A 15,862-nucleotide genomic window follows, 5' to 3' on the forward strand; every position below is an offset into this window, starting at 1 on the left:
CCGACTGTCGGCTGACGGGCTGAAAAAACGTGACGCCGCGTTCGGCTATTCGACGAGTTCTTCGAACCGCTCGACCGCGGCGCTCGCGACCGCCATGTCTTCGGACACCTCGCCGCCGCTGACGCCGACGGTCCCGACGAGTTCGCCGTCGACTTCGAGCGGATAGCCGCCGCCGAAGACGACGAGTCGATTCTCGTCCGTCGTCTGGAGGCCCCACAGCGACTCGCCGGGCTGGCTCCCCTCGGCGAGTTCGTGCGTGGGCATCTGCAGCGCGGCCGCCGTGTACGCCTTGTTTCGAGAGATGTTGACGCTCGCCAGCCACGCGTCGTCCATTCGGTGCTGTGCGATGAGGTTACCCTCCGGGTTCGCGACCGTAATCACCATTCGCAGCCCCATCGACTCGGCTTCCGCTTCCGCCGCTTCGATGAGTGTCTTCGCCGTCTCGAGATTGATTGCATCGGACATATCGCTTCGTCGAAACCGGTCTCGACGGCCCTACTTATACGTGCGCCGCGGGTCTCGAACGAGCGGCCGATTTCGCTCCTCTCTCCCGATTTCGGGCGTCTGAGTGACCCTCGAACGACGCTGACGGGAGAACAACAACTATTGGTTCTCTTATACTTATTGTCAACCCTCGGAATCGGGTCGAAGACGCATCGAGAAGACGTTCGGTTCGAGGCGAACCGACCCGATAGCCGGTCAGTCGTACAGCGGGTACTCGGCGGTCAGTTCGTCGACCTTCTGGTCGACGAACCCCTTGACCGACTCGTCGTGCGGCGCGTCGACGATTTCGTAGATGAGGTCCGCGACGGTCCGGCAGGCCTCCTCGTCGAAGCCGCGGGTCGTCAACGCGGGCGTGCCGGCGCGAATCCCGCTCGGGTTGAACGCCGAACGACTCTCGCCGGGAACCGTGTTGGCGTTGAGGACGATACCGACCTCTTCGAGCGCCGCTTCCACGTCCTTGCCCGTCGTGTCCGGGTGCGACGGCCGGAGGTCGACAAGAACTAAGTGCGTGTCAGTCCCCCCGGAGACGAGTTCGAGGCCGCGTTCCTGTAACCGCTCGCCGAGGGCGGCGGCGTTATCGACGACCTGCGAGGCGTACTCCTTGAACTCGGGGGTTAGCGCCTCGCCGAAGCCGACGGCCTTGCCGGCGACGTTGTGCAGTATCGGTCCGCCTTGGAGGCCGGGGAAGACCGCGGAATCGACGTCGTCGGCGTGTTCCTCGTCGCACATGATGATGCCGCCGCGACCCGACCGAATCGTCTTGTGGGTCGAGCCGGTGACGAAGTCCGCGGTGCCGACGGGCGACGAGTGTTCGCCCGCGGCGACGAGGCCCGTGATGTGGGCGATGTCGGCGAGGTGGTACGCGTCGACCGAGTCGGCCGCGGCCTGTACGCGCTCCCACTCGACCTCTCGCGGGTACGCGGAGTAGCCCGAGATGATGATGTCCGGGTCGAACGCCTCGGCTTTCGCGGCGAGTTGGTCGTAGTCGACGTAGCCCGTCTCGGCGTCGACCTCGTACTGTTCGACCTCGTACGTCTTCCCCGCGACGTTCACCGGGTGGCCGTGGCTCAGGTGGCCGCCGTGGGTCAAATCCAGCGAGAGAATCTTGTCGCCGGGTTCGAGAACGGCGAGGAACACGCCCATGTTCGCCTGCGAGCCCGAGTGCGGTTGGACGTTGACGTGGTCGGCGCCCCAGAGCTCCTTGGCGCGGTCGATGGCGAGCTGTTCGACCTCGTCGGCGTACTCACAGCCGCCGTAGTACCGGCTCCCCGGGTAGCCCTCGGCGTAGTTGTTCGTCAGTTCCGAGCTTTGGGCCTCCATGACCGCCTCGCTGACGTGGTTCTCGCTCGCTATCATGGCGAGCGTATCGTTCTGTCGTTCGCGTTCGCCCGCCAGCGCGTCGGCGACGGCCGGATCGGTCTCTCGAACGGTGTCGTAAGGCATCGTGGGTGCATCTCGACTCTGCGGTATAACGCTTCGCCGTCCCCCGAGACGAGGGCGGCACGCCGAACCAGAACCACAACGTGACAGGACGCGCACGTTCTGTGTTCGGGTCGATGAGCGCGGTGAGTGCCGCTTGGATATCTTCGAAAGATATCCTGAATTGGGTTCGCTCACGGCCGAAATCGACGTATTACGTGTTCAGTTCTCACCGAGACGAGTACCCACCGGCGATAGCTCTATATTGGAACTTCGTTACGTCTCTCACATACCGTGCCAAGAACTATCACAGACCACGGAACGTCCCGGAACCGAGGGGACACGCGCACGCCCCGGCGAGCCGTTCGGCCGACCGCCGAGGTGAGCCGCCGATGAGTGAGGTCGAGTCCCTCCCGGTGCAGTACAGCGACATCGAGCGCGCGAGCGAGCGACTCGAAAACGACCGCGTCGTCAAGCGGACGCCGATAGAGCGGAGCACCTCGCTCGGTGACCTCGTCGGCGCGGACGTCTACCTGAAGATGGAACACCTCCAGTGGACGGGGTCGTTCAAGACGCGCGGTGCGTACAACAAGATTCGACAGGATACCGACCGCGGCATCGACGAGTTCGTGGCCGCGAGCGCCGGCAATCACGCGCAGGGCGTCGCGCTCGCGGCGACCGAGTGCGGGGCCGACTCCACGGTCGTGATGCCGGAGAACGCCCCGCAGACGAAAATCGACGCGACGCGCGACTACGGCGCGGAAGTCGAACTCGTCGGCGAGGACTTCCAGGAGACGATGGCGTACGCCCAGTCGCTCGCCGAGGAGTCGGACGCCGAGTTCGTCCACGCGTACGACGACTGCGACATCGTGGCCGGACAGGGAACGCTCGGCGTCGAGATGTACCGCGACCTCCCCGAGATGGACACCGTGGTCGTCCCCATCGGCGGCGGCGGGCTCATCTCGGGTATCGCCACCGCCATCAAGCACCACGACCCCGAGATTCGCGTCGTCGGCGTGCAGGCTGAGGGCGCGGAGACGGTCCACGAGAGCCTCGACAAGGGCGTTCCCGTGACGCTTGACGACACCAACACCATCGCGGACGGCATCGCCACCGGCGGCATCTCCGAGTTGACGCTCCGAACCATCGAGGAACACGTCGACGAGGTCGTCACGGTCTCCGACGGGGAAATCGCGGAGGCGATTCTGCTGTTGCTCGAACGCGCCAAGCAGGTCGTCGAGGGTGCCGGTGCCGTCTCCGTCGCCGCCGTGCTGAGCGACGACCTCGACGTCGAGGGCGAGACCGTCATGCCGCTTCTCTGCGGGGGCAATCTGGACATGACGATGCTCCAGACGGTGCTCGTCCACGCGCTCACCAGCCGTCGCCAGACGCTCCGTCTCCGGGTTCGAATCCGGGACGAACCCGGCGAGATGGCGCGACTCTCCCGGCTCATCGCCGACCGCGACGCGAACATTCACGACGTTCGCCACGTCCGCGCCGTCGACGCCCTCGACGTCGGCGAGGCCCACCTCCTGTTCCGCATCGAGACCAAGGGAGCCGAACACGCGGCGGCCGTCGTGGACACGATAGAGGACGCGGGCTACGCGGTCGACGACGTTTCGGAGCCGAGCTAGCGCCCGGTTCCTCGGTTTCGACCGTTCTCGCAGCCGAATCTCGAATGCCTCTCGATTTGATACGACGTGTGAGATGCGGCGGGACGCGGCTTGAACGACGAACGCGTTGATGTCCTCTCCGCGAAGCGACTCACCGATACCGACGACGCGCCCGCTACGTCTCTCCGGCCGATTGCCGGATGCGCGCCACGACGTCTTCCCGACTCACGTCGGGGTCGTCGTCGGTCGTGAGTCGGCCCATCACGAATTCGAGCAGGTCGAGGTCTTGGAGCAGGTCGAGCGCGTCCATGCGTTCGAGGTCGAGCGCCTTGCCGAACTCGTAGACGGTCTTGGCGTCGTTGGCGGCGTCGGCGAGTTGGTCGATTGTGACGGACTCGGGGAGGCCGATGCCGTCGGCGAGCGCCTCGGGCGACCCGTCGCCGTCCGCCGCGGGTGCCGGTGGTCGCTCGACGCCCGTCGGGTCGCCGGCGAGCGACGTTTCGTACGACGACGGTTCGTGGACGCCTTGGTCGATCATGTACCTGCGGACCGTCTCGTCCGTCACGTCCATCTCGAAGGCGTCGGCCATCCGCTCGAACGTCTCGTACCGCGCGTACACGGCTTCGAGGTACGTCGTGTCTTCGAACGCCGGCACGTTCGGGTTCCGAACGGCTTCGGGCGGTTCGGAATCGGCGTCGTCGTCGGCCGTCTCGGTTGAACTCGTCGTCGGCGCATCGGTCGCGACCGTGACGACGACCGCCGGGTCGCCGTCGAGCGAGACGTCCGCGGCGTCGACGGCGACGTGCTCGCGGTCGCTCGGCAGCACGTCGTCGACGCCGAGCGTGAGCCCAATCGACCCGTCGGAGTCGAGCGACGCCCCTCGGATTCGAACGGGGATGTCGCCGTCGGCGTCCGACGAGAGCGCGAACTCGACATCCGCGGACGCGCCCGAGTCCGTGACCGTCACGGACGACTCGCGGACGCTCGCGGCGTCCGTCCGCTCGCACTCTTCGAGGAATTCGCCCAGCCGCCGAAGCGATGTACCCACGCTCATTGTCCGTTTCGACGGACGCGCCGAGACTCCCTGAAAAGCGGTGTGGAATACTGAGTCAGTTTATATAGCCCCACAGAATATGCGGCGAAAACTATAAACAAAAATCTAATGTTCACACTACTATATCGTGCCCACGAGAAACGCTTCTGTCGCGAGTGTCGACGCGAGTTCGCGACCTTCAACCGAACCGGCAGTCCGGCTTCCCCGGTGTCGAATCTCTGTATCCACGAGGTGAAGACACGATGAGTCTGATAACCGTTGCCGACATCGCGCACGACGACCTCGCGCTGACGCCGACGATTCAGTCGGAGGCCGCGAGCGAGATAGACGTCATCTCTCAATCCGCGACCGACCCCGAGACCGGCCTGTTTTTCTTCGTCGTGAAGGGCGCGGACGTCTCGGCGTTCGAAGCGGCGCTGGAGGTCGACCACACGGTCAGCGACTGGCAGCTCGTCTCCGAGCGGGAGGAGTCGGCGGTGTATCGCATCGGACACACGCCCGACACGATTCTTCTCTCGCCTATCATCACGGAACTCGGCGGGCTCATGCTCGACGCGTGCAGCAACGACACGGCGGGCTGGCGGGTCCGGCTCCAGCTTTCGGACCGCGAGGCGCTCTCAGAGGTGTGGGAGTACTGCGAGGCGAACGACATCTCCTTCGAGCTGAACCGGATGTTCCGACAGGACGGCTGGATGAACGGCGAGCCGAGCAAGCTGACCGACGCCCAGCGCGACGCGCTCGTCGCCGCCTACGAACACGGCTACTTCGAGGAGCCGCGAGAGGCGGCGCTGGACGACCTCTCCGAAGTACTCGACATCTCGCCGACGGCCGTCAGCGGACGCATCAGGCGGGGGACCGCGGAGCTGGTCGAGTCGATTCTCCTCGACGAGTGACGGAATAACCCCCGAAGAAAGGCGGGAGTCAGACCGCGAGGACGTAGTCGTCCTGCGGTTCGTAGATTTCGCCGCTCATCCGCAGGTCGCGGACGGCGTCGAGCGTTTCGCCGATGGCGACGCCGTTGTCCGCGAGCGCCGCGGCGAGCCGCCCGAGTTCGACGCCGTCGGGGTGGTCCTCACCGAGTTCGGTGAGCGCCGTTTTCACGTCGTCGCTCTCGGCCTCGACGTCGAACGCGACGCGCTCCCACTCGACGTCGTGGCCGGTGACGTTCGCGTGTCGACGGTACAGGTCGACGGCGTCGTTCGGCTCCGTGACGGAGACGTGGAGGTCGCACGCCGGGCAGGTGACGACGCCGGCGTGTGGTTTTTCGGCTAGTTTGGCACTCTCGTCGTCAGGCATTGTACGCGTCCTGCGCGAGGCGGTGCAGTTTGTGGACGGTGTGTTCGTTCGGACCGAGCTGTGCCTGCCCGAGCGCGCCGGACGTGAGCCCCTCGTACTGGCGTTCGACGAGCTCGAAGTCCTCTTCTTGGAGCTGCCGGCTCGTCTGGACGAACTTCTCTTCTTCTTCCGACAGCTCGGAGTCGCGGAAGTAGTAGTCCGCGATGAGCTGGAAGCGCCCCTCGTCGATGGGGTCGATGATGTACGTGCCGTAGCCGTCGGCGGTGCCGTACATGTTGACCGTGAAGTTCGGCCAGAAGTAGTAGAACTTGGCCTCGTGTTCGGGGTGGATGCGCATCTCGTCGTCGACGTCCTCTTTGTGCTTGTAGTGAAGCACCCAGTGGTAGTCGTTGACTTCGAGTTCGGACTCCATGAGTTCGAGTCCCTGCACCCAGTCTTGGTGGTTCGCCTGACAGTGGTCGCACTCCGAGTAGTTCCCGCTGAACGTCTTCCAGTTGCACTCGACTTCGGAGACGTAGCGCCGGGCGTGTTCGTACTCGCCGAGCGGCAGGTCTTCGAGTTCCGTCTTCATCTCCCCGGCCTGTTCGGCAAGCGAGAGGCTCGGTTCGTCCTCGAAGTTGACGAACACGAGCGGCCCGATAGCGTCGGTGTTGACCTCCATGAGGCCGTTTTCTTCGGGGTCGAGTTCGCTGACGGCGTCGTCGTCGAGGTCGGGATTCAGACTCGCCTCCTCGAAGCTCTTGGGGGTGCTCTGGAGCGACCCGTCGAGTTCGTACGCCCAGAGGTGGTACGGGCAGGTGATGCGGCTGAGGCTGCCGGGGTCGGTCATCGGCGTGTCGTCGAGCATCTTCGACCCGCGGTGGGCACAGACGTTGTAGAACGCCCGCACGTCGCCCTCGCCGTCGCGGGTGACGATTATCTGCTTGTCACCGATGGTTCGCGTGAAGTAGTCGCCCGCGTCCGGGATGTGGGTCTCGTGGCCCGCGTAGACCCAGTACCGACCGAACACTTTCTCCTTTTCCATCTCGTGGACCTCCGGGTCGGTGAAGTACCTCGCCGGCAGCGCGTTCGTTTCCGCGGTGATGTCGGCACTTACCGCACCGATTTCGTCACGATTGTTGTTCCACCGTGTCATGGGAGGAAGAAACACACATCTGTGGAAAAGGATTCGTCGGAAATAGTGGACCCGTATAAGTGGCGGTGGATATCCGCGAGCGGCCGCCGTTCGGCGGCGAGCGCCGCTCTCGGCGGGCCGAGCGTCGTTCCTCTGAAAAAGGGGCTCCGTGATACAGGTCAAGAGTCAAGGGGGGACGTTCCGAACCGCCGGGCACAATGAGTGTCCGCGACGACCGATACGATGTCGCCGTCGTCGGGGTCGGCGGGATGGGGAGCGCGACCGCGTACCACCTCGCCGACCGCGGCCTCGACGTCGTCGGTCTCGAACGCTACGACATCCCTCACTCGCAGGGGTCGTCCCACGGCATCACCCGCATCATCCGCCGCGCGTACTACGAACACCCGTCGTACGTCCCGCTCATCGAGCGGGCGTACGACCTCTGGGACGACCTCGCCGGCGAGACCGGCCGCGATATCATCCACCGAACCGGCTCCATCGACGCCGGCCCCGTCGACAACGACGTGTTCGCGGGTTCGAAACGCTCCTGTGAGGAACACGACATCCCGCACGAGGTGCTGACCGGCGCGGAGGTCAACGAACGATTCCCCGGCTACGAACTCCCCGAGGACTACCGCGCGGTCTATCAGGAAGACGGCGGGTTCGTCGTCCCCGAGCAGTCGATTATCGGCTATACCGAAGCGGCACAGGCCCGGGGTGCCGAAATCCGCGCCCGCGAACGGGTCGAAGACTGGGCGGAGACGAACGACGGCGGCGTGCGCGTCCGCACCGACCGCGGCGTGTACGTCGCGGACGCGCTCGTGCTCGCCGCGGGCGCGTGGAACTACAAACTCGCTGACGCGCTCGACGGCCTCGCGATCCCCGAGCGACAGGCGCTCGCGTGGTTCCAACCCGAGTCGCCGGCGACGTTCGCGCCCGAGGAGTTCCCCGTCTGGAACCTCAGCGTCCCCGAGGGTCGGTTCTACGGCTTCCCGGTCCACGACGTGCCGGGGTTCAAACTCGGCAAGTACCACCACCGCGACGAGGAGGTCGACCCCGACGACTTCGACCGCGAGCCGAACCGCGCCGACGAGGCGATACTCCGTGATGTCACGGAGAAGTACTTCCCGGAGGCCGCGGGGCCGACGATGTCGCTCGCGACGTGTATGTTCACGAACTCGCCGGACGAGCACTTCATCCTCGACACGCTGCCGGACCACCCGCAGGTCGCCGTCGGCGCGGGCTTTTCGGGACACGGCTTCAAGTTCGCCAGCGTCATCGGCGAAATCCTCGCTGACCTCGCCGTCGACGGCGAGAGCGACCTGCCGCTCGATATGTTCTCGCTCGACCGGTTCGAGTGACGACGGGCGGTCGAGCTTGCCGCTCGTCAACCGATTTGACGATATAACTTCCGTAAGTTTTCTTCATTTGCGTATAAATGCCACTATTATCGAAGCCGACTTGTTATGATGTGTAACACCAATGGGTTGGTTGAATCGTGAGGGGTGTGGACTCGTGTCACGGTCGGAGCGGACGCGTCGAATCCGACGCGGGTCGTCTCTCGACGGTGACAGTGGGTGGCCCCAAAGCGGGGACAACGATATGACCGAACACGAATTCATCTGGCGGTCGTCAATGGAGGCTGTATCGAATGGCGAATAGCAACGACTCGACCGGTCGGTCGACGAGCGAGTTACAGGAAGACCTGTTTTATCCCGATATGGAGCGCGAACCCGGTGACAGAAACATCCAGGGGTTGGGGTTCGATATCCATCCCGTCGTCTTCCCGGCCGCGCTCTTGATAATCGGCGTCTTCGTCGCTGCGACGCTCATTCTCGGTGAGCAGGCGGCGAGCGTCTATTCGGGTATCAGGGGCTTTTTCGAGGGGAACTTCGGGTGGTTCTTCCTCCTGTCGGTGAACCTCTTTATCGTGGTCTTGGCGTACTTCGCGCTGAGTAAGTACGGAAAGATAACCCTCGGCGGCGTCGAGGCGGAAAAGGAGTTCAGCGACTTCTCGTGGATGGCGATGCTGTTCAGCGCGGGCATGGGTATCGGGCTCATGTTTTACAGCGTCTCGGAGCCGCTGTACTACTTCAGTAACGTCCCCGGCTTCTTCGACGCCGAGGCCGGGTCCGGCGGTGCGGGTATCGCCGCGATGACGCAGACGTTCTTCCATTGGGGGTTCCACCCGTGGGCCATCTACGGCCTCGTCGGCTTGGGACTCGCGTTCTTTTCGTTCAATCGGGGGCTGCCGCTCACGTTCCGGTCGATTTTCTGGCCGCTCCTCGGCGAGCGAATCTACGGCTGGCCGGGCCACCTCATCGACCTCGTGGCGGTGTTCGCGACGCTGTTCGGCCTCGCCACGTCGCTCGGCCTCGGGGTCGCACAGATAAACACCGGGCTGTCGTACATCCTCGGCGGGAGCATGCTCGGCGTCCTGAGCGTTCCGAACAACACCGGGATGCAAATCGCGCTCATCGCCGTGATTACACTCATCGCTACCGCCTCTGTCGCGGCCGGCCTCGAAGGCGGTATCCGGCGTCTGAGCACGGTGAACGTCTTTCTGATGTTCGTGCTGTTGACGTTCGTGCTCGCCGCCGGCGCGACGATGAGCATCTTCGGCGCGTGGGTGCAGGGCCTCGGGAACTACTTCAGCGACTTCCTCTCGCTCGCGTTCTTCACCGGGACGCTCGGCGACGGCGCGTCCACCGTCAACGCTTGGACGGTGTTCTACTGGGCGTGGTGGATTGCTTGGTCGCCGTTCGTCGGGATGTTCGTCGCGCGCATCTCGAAGGGGCGGACGGTCCGCGAGTTCGTCTTCGGCGTGTTCGTCCTGCCGTCGCTGTTCTCGACGGTCTGGCTCTCGGCGTTCGGCGGGAGCGCGCTGTTCAACTCGCTTCAGGGTAACGGCGCGGTCCTCGCGACCTACAACGAGGCCGGCCAGACGGTCGCCATGTTCGCGCTCCTCGAACAGTTCCCGTTCAGCGCCGTCTCGGGGCTGCTCGCCGTGACGCTCATCGTCACGTTCTTCGTGACCTCCTCGGACTCGGGGTCGCTCGTCGTCGACCATCTCACGTCGGGCGGCAAGCACAACGTGCCGCGGACCCAACGCATCTTCTGGGCGGTCATCGAGGGCCTCGTCGCGTCGCTTCTCCTCTACGGCGGGGGTCTCGGCGCGCTCCAGACGGCGGCCATCGCGACGGGGTTCCCGTTCGCCGTCGTCCTCGTCATCATGTGCTACACGGTCTATCTCGGCCTCGACAAGGAGTACGAACTCCTGCAATCCGAGGAGTTCGCCGAGCGAATCGAGGACTTGGCGGACGAGGACATCGACATCGACGTCGGTCGCTCTCGGACGTCAGTCGTGACCAACGTCCGGCAGAACCCCGGCACGACGGACGACTGACCGCGGAGCCACCGAACCGATGACTCGACGCTATCGATGAACGCGCTCGCTGTCGTTTCGGCGGCGTTCGCGGTCTTCCTTTTCGTCGTTGCACTGTTCGCGATGACGGCCGGTGAGCTACGGGGCGCAGGTCTCGCGTTCCTGAGCGCCAGTCTCGTCATCTACCTCAGAGAGAAGCACCTCGTCGGCGAGTGACTTCGTCGGCGGGTGACTCCGGTCAGTGCGCTCCTCGTCGGCGCACGGCTTTCGTCGCCGCGCGTGTACTCGTCGCTCTCTGACGCTGATTCTCGTCGGACCACGCGACGCACCCGTGGTGAGGCCCCTCCCTCGTCACCCCCCGGTATCTATACACCTCAGATAGTGGACCCGGAGAGATATCCGAAGGCCGCAGTCACTACTGTTTGGTACATGAACACATGGTCTACGTTTCCCGAACGCGCCGGAACGGTCGTCGTCGGGGCCGGCTGTGTCGGTTGTAGCGCGGCGTATCACCTCGCCGAGTCGGGTCGCGAAGACGTCGTCGTCCTCGACCGGGGTCCGCTGTTCGAGACCGGGGGGTCGACCTCTCACGCCCCCGGACTCGTGTTCCAGACGGCCGGGAACAAGCTGATGACGGAGATGGCGTCGTACACGCGCGACCTCTACGACGGGTTCGGTGACTTCCGGACGTGCGGCGGCATCGAAGTCGCCTACACCGAAGACCGCTGGGACTTCCTCAAACGCAAGCGCGAGTGGGGTCAGTCCTACGGCATCGACGAGGGCCAACTCCTCACGCCCGAGGAGGTCGAATCGCGCGTCCCGCAGATAAACGCCGACGTCATCTACGGCGGCTACTACGTCCCCTCGGACGGGAAGGCCGACGCCGTCAGCGCCGCCGAGTCGATGGCGGAGGAGGCGCGCGAGGCGGGCGTCGAGTTCTACGGCCACACCGAGGTCACGGACATCGACACCACCGACGGCAGCGTCGACGCGGTCGAAACCGAACACGGCCGCATCGAGGCCGACGAGGTGCTCGTCGCCACGAACATCTGGGGGCCGCTGTTCGGCGAGATGGTCGGCACGGACATCCCGCTCGTCCCCTGCGCGCACCAGTATCTCGTCTCCGACGAACTGGACGAGCTCGAAGGCGCAGAGCGCGAAATCGAACAGCCGCTCCTCCGGCATCAGGACCACTCGCTGTACTACCGCCAGCACGGCGAGCGCTACGGCATCGGCTCGTACAACCACGAGTCGCTGCTGGTCGACCCGGCGGACATCTACGGGCCCGACAAGCTCGACGACCTCGGACTCGAATACCCGTCGCTCCGGGAGTTCACGGAGGAGCATTTCTACGAGAACACCCACCCGGACCACGACCGGTCGGCGTTCGACGCCGCCAGCGAACTCGTCCCCGGCTTCGAGGACTGCGAGTGGACCTCCGCCATCAACGGCATGTTCTCGTTCACGCCCGACGGCATGCCCATCCTCGGGCCGGACGAGGACACCGAGGGTCTCTGGTGGGCGCTCGCCGTCTGGGTCACGCAGTCCGGCGGCGCGGGCGACATCGTCGCCAGCTGGATGGAAGACGGGACGCCGCGGCTCGACGGCTCCCGCGTCAACGCCTCCGGCGCGCACGTCTCCCGGTTCCAGTCGCACACGGGCAGCCGAGAGTACACCTACGGGCGCGGCGCGCAGCAGTACCGCGAGGTGTACCAACTCGTCCACCCGCGCGAACAGCCGGACGGACAGCGCGCGCTCCGCCGGAGCCCGTTTTACGACCGGCAGGCCGACCTCGGCGCGGAGTTCTACGACAGCGACGGCTGGGAGGTCCCGCAGTGGTACGAGTCCAACGAGACGCTCCTCGAAACGTACGACGTGCCGGACCGCCCCGACTGGCTCTCGCAGAACTGGTCGAAGGTCCAGGGCGCGGAACACCAGCATCTCCGCGAGAAAGTCGGCATGGTCGACATGACGACGTTCACGCCCATCGAAGTGTCGGGCCCAGGCGCGCTTGAGTTCCTGCAAGGGCTCCTGACGAACGACATGGACGTCACGCCGGGCCGGATGCGCTACTCCGCGATGCTCAACGAGGACGGCGGCGTACTCGCCGATCTGACCGTCGCCCGCCTCGGCGACGAGCGGTTCGTGCTGTTCACCGGGGGCGGAAGCTCGGCGACGCTCCACTCGCGGTGGGTCACAGAGCACGCGCCCGACGACGGCTCCGTCGACGTGACCGCACACGTCTCCAGTCGGACCGGTATCGGCGTCTTCGGACCCGACTCCCGGAAGGTGCTTTCGGACCTCGTCGAGGCCGACCTCTCGAACGACGAGTTCCCGTTCTACTCCGCACAGGAGACCTACCTCGGTAGCATCCCCGTGACGATGCTCCGACTCTCGTACGCCGGCGAACTCGGCTGGGAAATCTACGCCCCGACCGAGTACGGAAGCCAGCTCTGGGACGCGATTCGCGAGGCCGGCGAGGAGTACGACATCGCGCCCGTCGGCTGGGCCGCGCTCGACTCGACGAGCATGGAGAAGGGATTCCGCCTGTGGGGGACGGACCTCACGCCCGAACACAACCCGTACGAGGCCGGCATCGGCTTCGCGGTCGACCTCGACACCGACTTCGTCGGGAAGGCGGCGCTCGTGGCGGACAAAAACGACGACAGCCCGAGCGACCGAATCGTCCCGATAACGCTCGACGAGGAGGAAGCCGTCGTCGACGCGGGCCACCCGGTGTTCGTCGACGACGAGGTCGTCGGCTACTGCTGTCGGGCCGACTACGGCTACACCATCGACGCCGGCATCGCGTACGCCTACCTCCCCGAGGAGTACGCCAGCTCGGGGCAGGACGTCGAAATCCGGTACGAGGGTGACGCTCACCCCGCGACGGTCCGGTCCGGGCCGCTTTTCGACCCCGACCGCGACAAGATGATTCGGTGAACGCTGGATTTCGTCGCGTCACCGCCTCCGCCACCGTCTCCGCCTCTGCCTCCCCCTCAATTTATCGGCGCTGTCGAACCGCAGTCACCGATTGTCCGCCGAGGCCGTGCTGAACTCGGCAGATTTGTTGGGAATCGGGACTGTCTGAAAAATACCTATCCTCCCGCTGTCACTCGTCTTCGACGGTCTTCAGGTCGAGCCGCGGGGCAAACGACTCGTACGTCTCGTCGCTCGAAACGATAGTGTCGCCATCGGATTCGACGAGATGGAGCGCATCGAAGGGTGTGAACCCGTGGTCTTCGACGTAGGTCGCGGCCGTGAGAACCGTATCTACGTCCCCGCGCACTTCCAACAGCGCGGCGACGTTCGTGATGACCCGCTCCGTGTCCCGCTCTTCTCGGTACGCGACCATGAGGAGTTCGATGAGCGTGAACTGCGACGTCCACAGTTCGTCTCGATGGTTTCGGTAGACCGCCTCTGCGGCGTCGTCCAGCCAGTCTTCGTCTTTGATGAGCGCCAATAGGAAGTCCGTCTCGGCGTACATTCAGCGGCCGGCCTCGTCGAGCGCCGCGTTCCGCGCTCCGCGACGGAGTTCTTCGGCCGTCTTCTCGACGTCCGCGAACTCGGAGCGGAGCGCATCGAGCGGGTCGTCTTCGATTGGAATCAGCTTGATACCGTCGTGCAGTTGGACGATGTGGTAGTGTTCGCCGTACCGCTCTCTGACCTCTTTAGGGAGCGTGAGGCGTCCGCGACCGTCCAGCGTCGCTTCGGACATACGGTCTACTACGATGGGTAGAAAGAAGAGTTTTCCCCATAACCCGATTTGCCACCCACTCGGATAGAACGCTCTCGTTCCCGACTGCTCCCGTTGTCGGTGCTACTCGACTTCTGTCCGGTGCTCCGAGTTCCGACAGACTCGGATTATCCGAATTATTCGGAATCTTCGTCGTCGACGCCGCGCTGTTCGAGGACGCGCTCGACGATTTCTTCGGGGTGTTCGGTCGCCACGGCGAGCGCGGCGTTGTGGAGTTCGCTCTTCGTGACGCCCTTGAGGCCGTGGTCGCGGGTCAGTTCGCGCTCCACGTCGTAGGTGATGATGTCGTCGAACTCGTCGGCGACCGCTTCGAGCACGTACAGCGCCTTGTGGACGGTCTCGTCGAACTCGAAGGCGGGGCGCTCGCGGGGGTCGACGGGTTCGGCGGACGCGGATTCCGTCGCTGCCTCGTCGTCCGATTCGACCGCGTCGTCGGTGCCGGCGTCTTCGTCCGCTGGTTCGGATTCCGGCTCTGGCCCGGAGTCGGTCTCGCCGCTTCCCATCGCGGCGTCGAGGTCGCCGAAGGGGTCTTCGCTCATCGGGCCACCTCGCCTTCTTCGACGATTTGCGCGAGTTCGTCGTAGCACGCCAACTGGTCGCAGGTGCTGTCGTAGTCCCGCAGCGGCATGTGCTCCCGAATCGACGCGTCGATGGCCGACCGATGCCGAATCCCCGGCTTCGGCAGGTCGCCGTCCCACTCGCCGTCGTCGATGGCCTCGAACACGTCCGGGTCGGTGTACGCGAAGTTCGGGAGCTTCGAGGCGATGTTCGGCTTCGAGACGAGCGCCTCCACGAGCCGTCTCGTCGGGCGGTCGTGGTCGATTCGGTCCCGCAGGTCGGTCGGCACGACCGCGAGGATTTCGAGGTCGAAGTGCTCGCGCGCGGGCGTGATGAGTCGCTTGACGGTCTTTTCGAGCCCCGAGAGCGCGCCCGATTCGGGGCGCATCGGCAACACGAGGTTCTGCGTGGCGTACAGCGCGTTGTCGTTGAGTTTCCCGCGCGCCGCGGGGCAGTCCACGACGACGTAGTCGTAGTCGTCCCCGAGAAGCGGGTCGATGACGCGCTGTTTGAGCCGCGCCGACCCCATCATCACGCCGCCGAGGTCGGATTCGACCTGTTCGATGCGGTCGTTCGAGGGGAGGAGGTCGATTTCGAACCCGGTCTCCAAGATGAGCTCTCGCGGCTCCAACTCGGCGTCGTCGAGGAGCACGTCTCCGAGATGTGCCTCCGAGTAGAACTCTTCTCCGAACCCGAGACCCGTCGTGGTGTGTCCGTTCGGGTCGAGGTCGACGAGCAGCACGTCGCTTCCCCGGTGTGCGAGTTCGCGGGCGAGGTTGATGGAGGTCGTCGACTTGCCGATACCGCCTTTGAGGAGACAGACGCTGACTGCACGTGACATGATGGGGATATCCGTACTATCGAGATTCTCGGCGTAGTTGAAATAATTATGGTTATCTCGGCACTCCGAGAAACTCGCCCATCTTAGACAATCTAAATTATCTAAATTATCTAAAGATATCCTCTCAGGACTGTCGTGTGGTCGTTGTCGGTTCTCCTCTCGGCAGTTATTATTGGACAAAAAATACAATACTACCATGGTTAAAATACTTTAGAATGCCTATATAGTGGTTCTTAAGGGGGTCTCGACTCTATTTCTCCTTCCGAATATACCAACTTGAATTATATCTGCGATATCTGATATACAGGTACATTATATATC

At 64.4% G+C, this 15,862-nt stretch carries 15 protein-coding genes; 6 read left to right on the forward strand and 9 right to left on the reverse strand.

Annotated features, from left to right (window positions below; translation table 11 throughout):
* Positions 1 to 45: 45 nt before the first annotated feature.
* Positions 46 to 465, reverse strand: coding sequence for a heme-binding protein (locus tag DVK03_RS14880; RefSeq protein WP_004041150.1), 420 nt, complete (start codon positions 463 to 465; stop codon positions 46 to 48).
* Positions 466 to 699: 234 nt separating this feature from the next.
* Positions 700 to 1,947, reverse strand: a complete 1,248-nt coding sequence (glyA, locus tag DVK03_RS14885; RefSeq protein ID WP_115803602.1) for a serine hydroxymethyltransferase — start codon at positions 1,945 to 1,947, stop codon at positions 700 to 702.
* Between the two features lie 368 nt (positions 1,948 to 2,315).
* Here glyA and ilvA point away from each other — a divergent pair, with 368 nt between their 5' ends.
* Positions 2,316 to 3,557, forward strand: a complete 1,242-nt coding sequence (gene ilvA / locus DVK03_RS14890; RefSeq protein WP_115803601.1) for a threonine ammonia-lyase — start codon at positions 2,316 to 2,318, stop codon at positions 3,555 to 3,557.
* Positions 3,558 to 3,711: 154 nt separating this feature from the next.
* Here ilvA and DVK03_RS14895 read toward each other — a convergent pair whose 3' ends face one another.
* The gene (locus DVK03_RS14895; RefSeq protein WP_004061818.1) at positions 3,712 to 4,590 is read right to left on the reverse strand and encodes a hypothetical protein; all 879 of its coding nucleotides are present in this window, start codon (positions 4,588 to 4,590) and stop codon (positions 3,712 to 3,714) included.
* A gap of 242 nt (positions 4,591 to 4,832) precedes the next feature.
* Here DVK03_RS14895 and DVK03_RS14900 point away from each other — a divergent pair, with 242 nt between their 5' ends.
* On the forward strand, positions 4,833 to 5,483 hold the full coding sequence (locus tag DVK03_RS14900; protein WP_004061817.1) for a helix-turn-helix domain-containing protein: 651 nt from the start codon (positions 4,833 to 4,835) through the stop codon (positions 5,481 to 5,483).
* A 28-nt stretch (positions 5,484 to 5,511) separates the two neighbouring features.
* Here the strand turns inward: DVK03_RS14900 and DVK03_RS14905 are convergent, their stop codons facing one another.
* Both DVK03_RS14905 and DVK03_RS14910 read right to left on the reverse strand, forming a co-directional pair.
* Positions 5,512 to 5,886: a hypothetical protein gene (locus DVK03_RS14905; RefSeq protein ID WP_004061816.1), complete on the reverse strand. Its 375-nt coding sequence runs from the start codon at positions 5,884 to 5,886 to the stop codon at positions 5,512 to 5,514.
* Positions 5,879 to 7,021 carry an aromatic ring-hydroxylating dioxygenase subunit alpha gene (locus tag DVK03_RS14910; RefSeq protein WP_004041144.1) on the reverse strand — a complete coding sequence of 381 codons (1,143 nt, stop codon included), beginning with the start codon at positions 7,019 to 7,021 and terminating at the stop codon, positions 5,879 to 5,881. The genes DVK03_RS14905 and DVK03_RS14910 overlap by 8 nt, the downstream gene beginning before the upstream one ends.
* Before the next feature lie 197 nt (positions 7,022 to 7,218).
* On the opposite strand from DVK03_RS14910, the gene solA reads away from it, so the two are divergent.
* The 4 genes from solA to DVK03_RS14925 all read left to right on the forward strand — a co-directional run bounded on the left by solA (position 7,219) and on the right by DVK03_RS14925 (position 13,328).
* Entirely contained in the window at positions 7,219 to 8,361 is a 1,143-nt protein-coding gene (gene solA, locus DVK03_RS14915) for an N-methyl-L-tryptophan oxidase (protein WP_115803600.1), read from the forward strand.
* 290 nt (positions 8,362 to 8,651) lie between these two features.
* A complete protein-coding gene (locus tag DVK03_RS14920) occupies positions 8,652 to 10,406 on the forward strand; it encodes a BCCT family transporter (protein ID WP_115803599.1) in 1,755 nt (584 codons plus the stop codon).
* A gap of 36 nt (positions 10,407 to 10,442) precedes the next feature.
* Entirely contained in the window at positions 10,443 to 10,601 is a 159-nt protein-coding gene (locus DVK03_RS20130) for a hypothetical protein (RefSeq protein ID WP_004041141.1), read from the forward strand.
* A gap of 213 nt (positions 10,602 to 10,814) precedes the next feature.
* The gene (locus DVK03_RS14925; protein ID WP_115803598.1) at positions 10,815 to 13,328 is read left to right on the forward strand and encodes an FAD-dependent oxidoreductase; all 2,514 of its coding nucleotides are present in this window, start codon (positions 10,815 to 10,817) and stop codon (positions 13,326 to 13,328) included.
* A gap of 169 nt (positions 13,329 to 13,497) precedes the next feature.
* On the opposite strand, the gene DVK03_RS14930 is transcribed toward DVK03_RS14925, so the two are convergent.
* From DVK03_RS14930 to DVK03_RS14945, 4 genes are all read right to left on the reverse strand, one after another.
* Positions 13,498 to 13,872 (reverse strand): PIN domain-containing protein, encoded by a 375-nt coding sequence (locus DVK03_RS14930; RefSeq protein WP_115803597.1) that lies wholly within the window; start codon positions 13,870 to 13,872, stop codon positions 13,498 to 13,500.
* Positions 13,873 to 14,103 (reverse strand): AbrB/MazE/SpoVT family DNA-binding domain-containing protein, encoded by a 231-nt coding sequence (locus tag DVK03_RS14935; protein ID WP_004061804.1) that lies wholly within the window; start codon positions 14,101 to 14,103, stop codon positions 13,873 to 13,875. It abuts the gene before it with no gap.
* A 155-nt stretch (positions 14,104 to 14,258) separates the two neighbouring features.
* Complete coding sequence (locus DVK03_RS14940; protein WP_115803596.1) at positions 14,259 to 14,681, reverse strand: hypothetical protein; 423 nt, start codon at positions 14,679 to 14,681, stop codon at positions 14,259 to 14,261.
* A complete protein-coding gene (locus tag DVK03_RS14945) occupies positions 14,678 to 15,541 on the reverse strand; it encodes a ParA family protein (protein ID WP_004041136.1) in 864 nt (287 codons plus the stop codon). Before DVK03_RS14945 ends, DVK03_RS14940 begins: the two co-directional genes overlap by 4 nt.
* Positions 15,542 to 15,862: the final 321 nt, after the last annotated feature.

It is taken from the genome of Haloferax sp. Atlit-109R, assembly GCF_003665865.1.
Classification (GTDB): Archaea; Halobacteriota; Halobacteria; order Halobacteriales; family Haloferacaceae; genus Haloferax; species Haloferax volcanii.

Coding starts and splice junctions, on each gene's coding strand:
- DVK03_RS14880 (WP_004041150.1), bottom strand. CDS start 465: ATGTCCGATGCAATCAATCTCGAGACGGCGAAGACACTCATCGAAGCG.
- glyA (WP_115803602.1), bottom strand. CDS start 1,947: ATGCCTTACGACACCGTTCGAGAGACCGATCCGGCCGTCGCCGACGCG.
- ilvA (WP_115803601.1), top strand. CDS start 2,316: ATGAGTGAGGTCGAGTCCCTCCCGGTGCAGTACAGCGACATCGAGCGC.
- DVK03_RS14895 (WP_004061818.1), bottom strand. CDS start 4,590: ATGAGCGTGGGTACATCGCTTCGGCGGCTGGGCGAATTCCTCGAAGAG.
- DVK03_RS14900 (WP_004061817.1), top strand. CDS start 4,833: ATGAGTCTGATAACCGTTGCCGACATCGCGCACGACGACCTCGCGCTG.
- DVK03_RS14905 (WP_004061816.1), bottom strand. CDS start 5,886: ATGCCTGACGACGAGAGTGCCAAACTAGCCGAAAAACCACACGCCGGC.
- DVK03_RS14910 (WP_004041144.1), bottom strand. CDS start 7,021: ATGACACGGTGGAACAACAATCGTGACGAAATCGGTGCGGTAAGTGCC.
- solA (WP_115803600.1), top strand. CDS start 7,219: ATGAGTGTCCGCGACGACCGATACGATGTCGCCGTCGTCGGGGTCGGC.
- DVK03_RS14920 (WP_115803599.1), top strand. CDS start 8,652: ATGGCGAATAGCAACGACTCGACCGGTCGGTCGACGAGCGAGTTACAG.
- DVK03_RS20130 (WP_004041141.1), top strand. CDS start 10,443: ATGAACGCGCTCGCTGTCGTTTCGGCGGCGTTCGCGGTCTTCCTTTTC.
- DVK03_RS14925 (WP_115803598.1), top strand. CDS start 10,815: ATGAACACATGGTCTACGTTTCCCGAACGCGCCGGAACGGTCGTCGTC.
- DVK03_RS14930 (WP_115803597.1), bottom strand. CDS start 13,872: ATGTACGCCGAGACGGACTTCCTATTGGCGCTCATCAAAGACGAAGAC.
- DVK03_RS14935 (WP_004061804.1), bottom strand. CDS start 14,103: ATGTCCGAAGCGACGCTGGACGGTCGCGGACGCCTCACGCTCCCTAAA.
- DVK03_RS14940 (WP_115803596.1), bottom strand. CDS start 14,681: ATGAGCGAAGACCCCTTCGGCGACCTCGACGCCGCGATGGGAAGCGGC.
- DVK03_RS14945 (WP_004041136.1), bottom strand. CDS start 15,541: ATGTCACGTGCAGTCAGCGTCTGTCTCCTCAAAGGCGGTATCGGCAAG.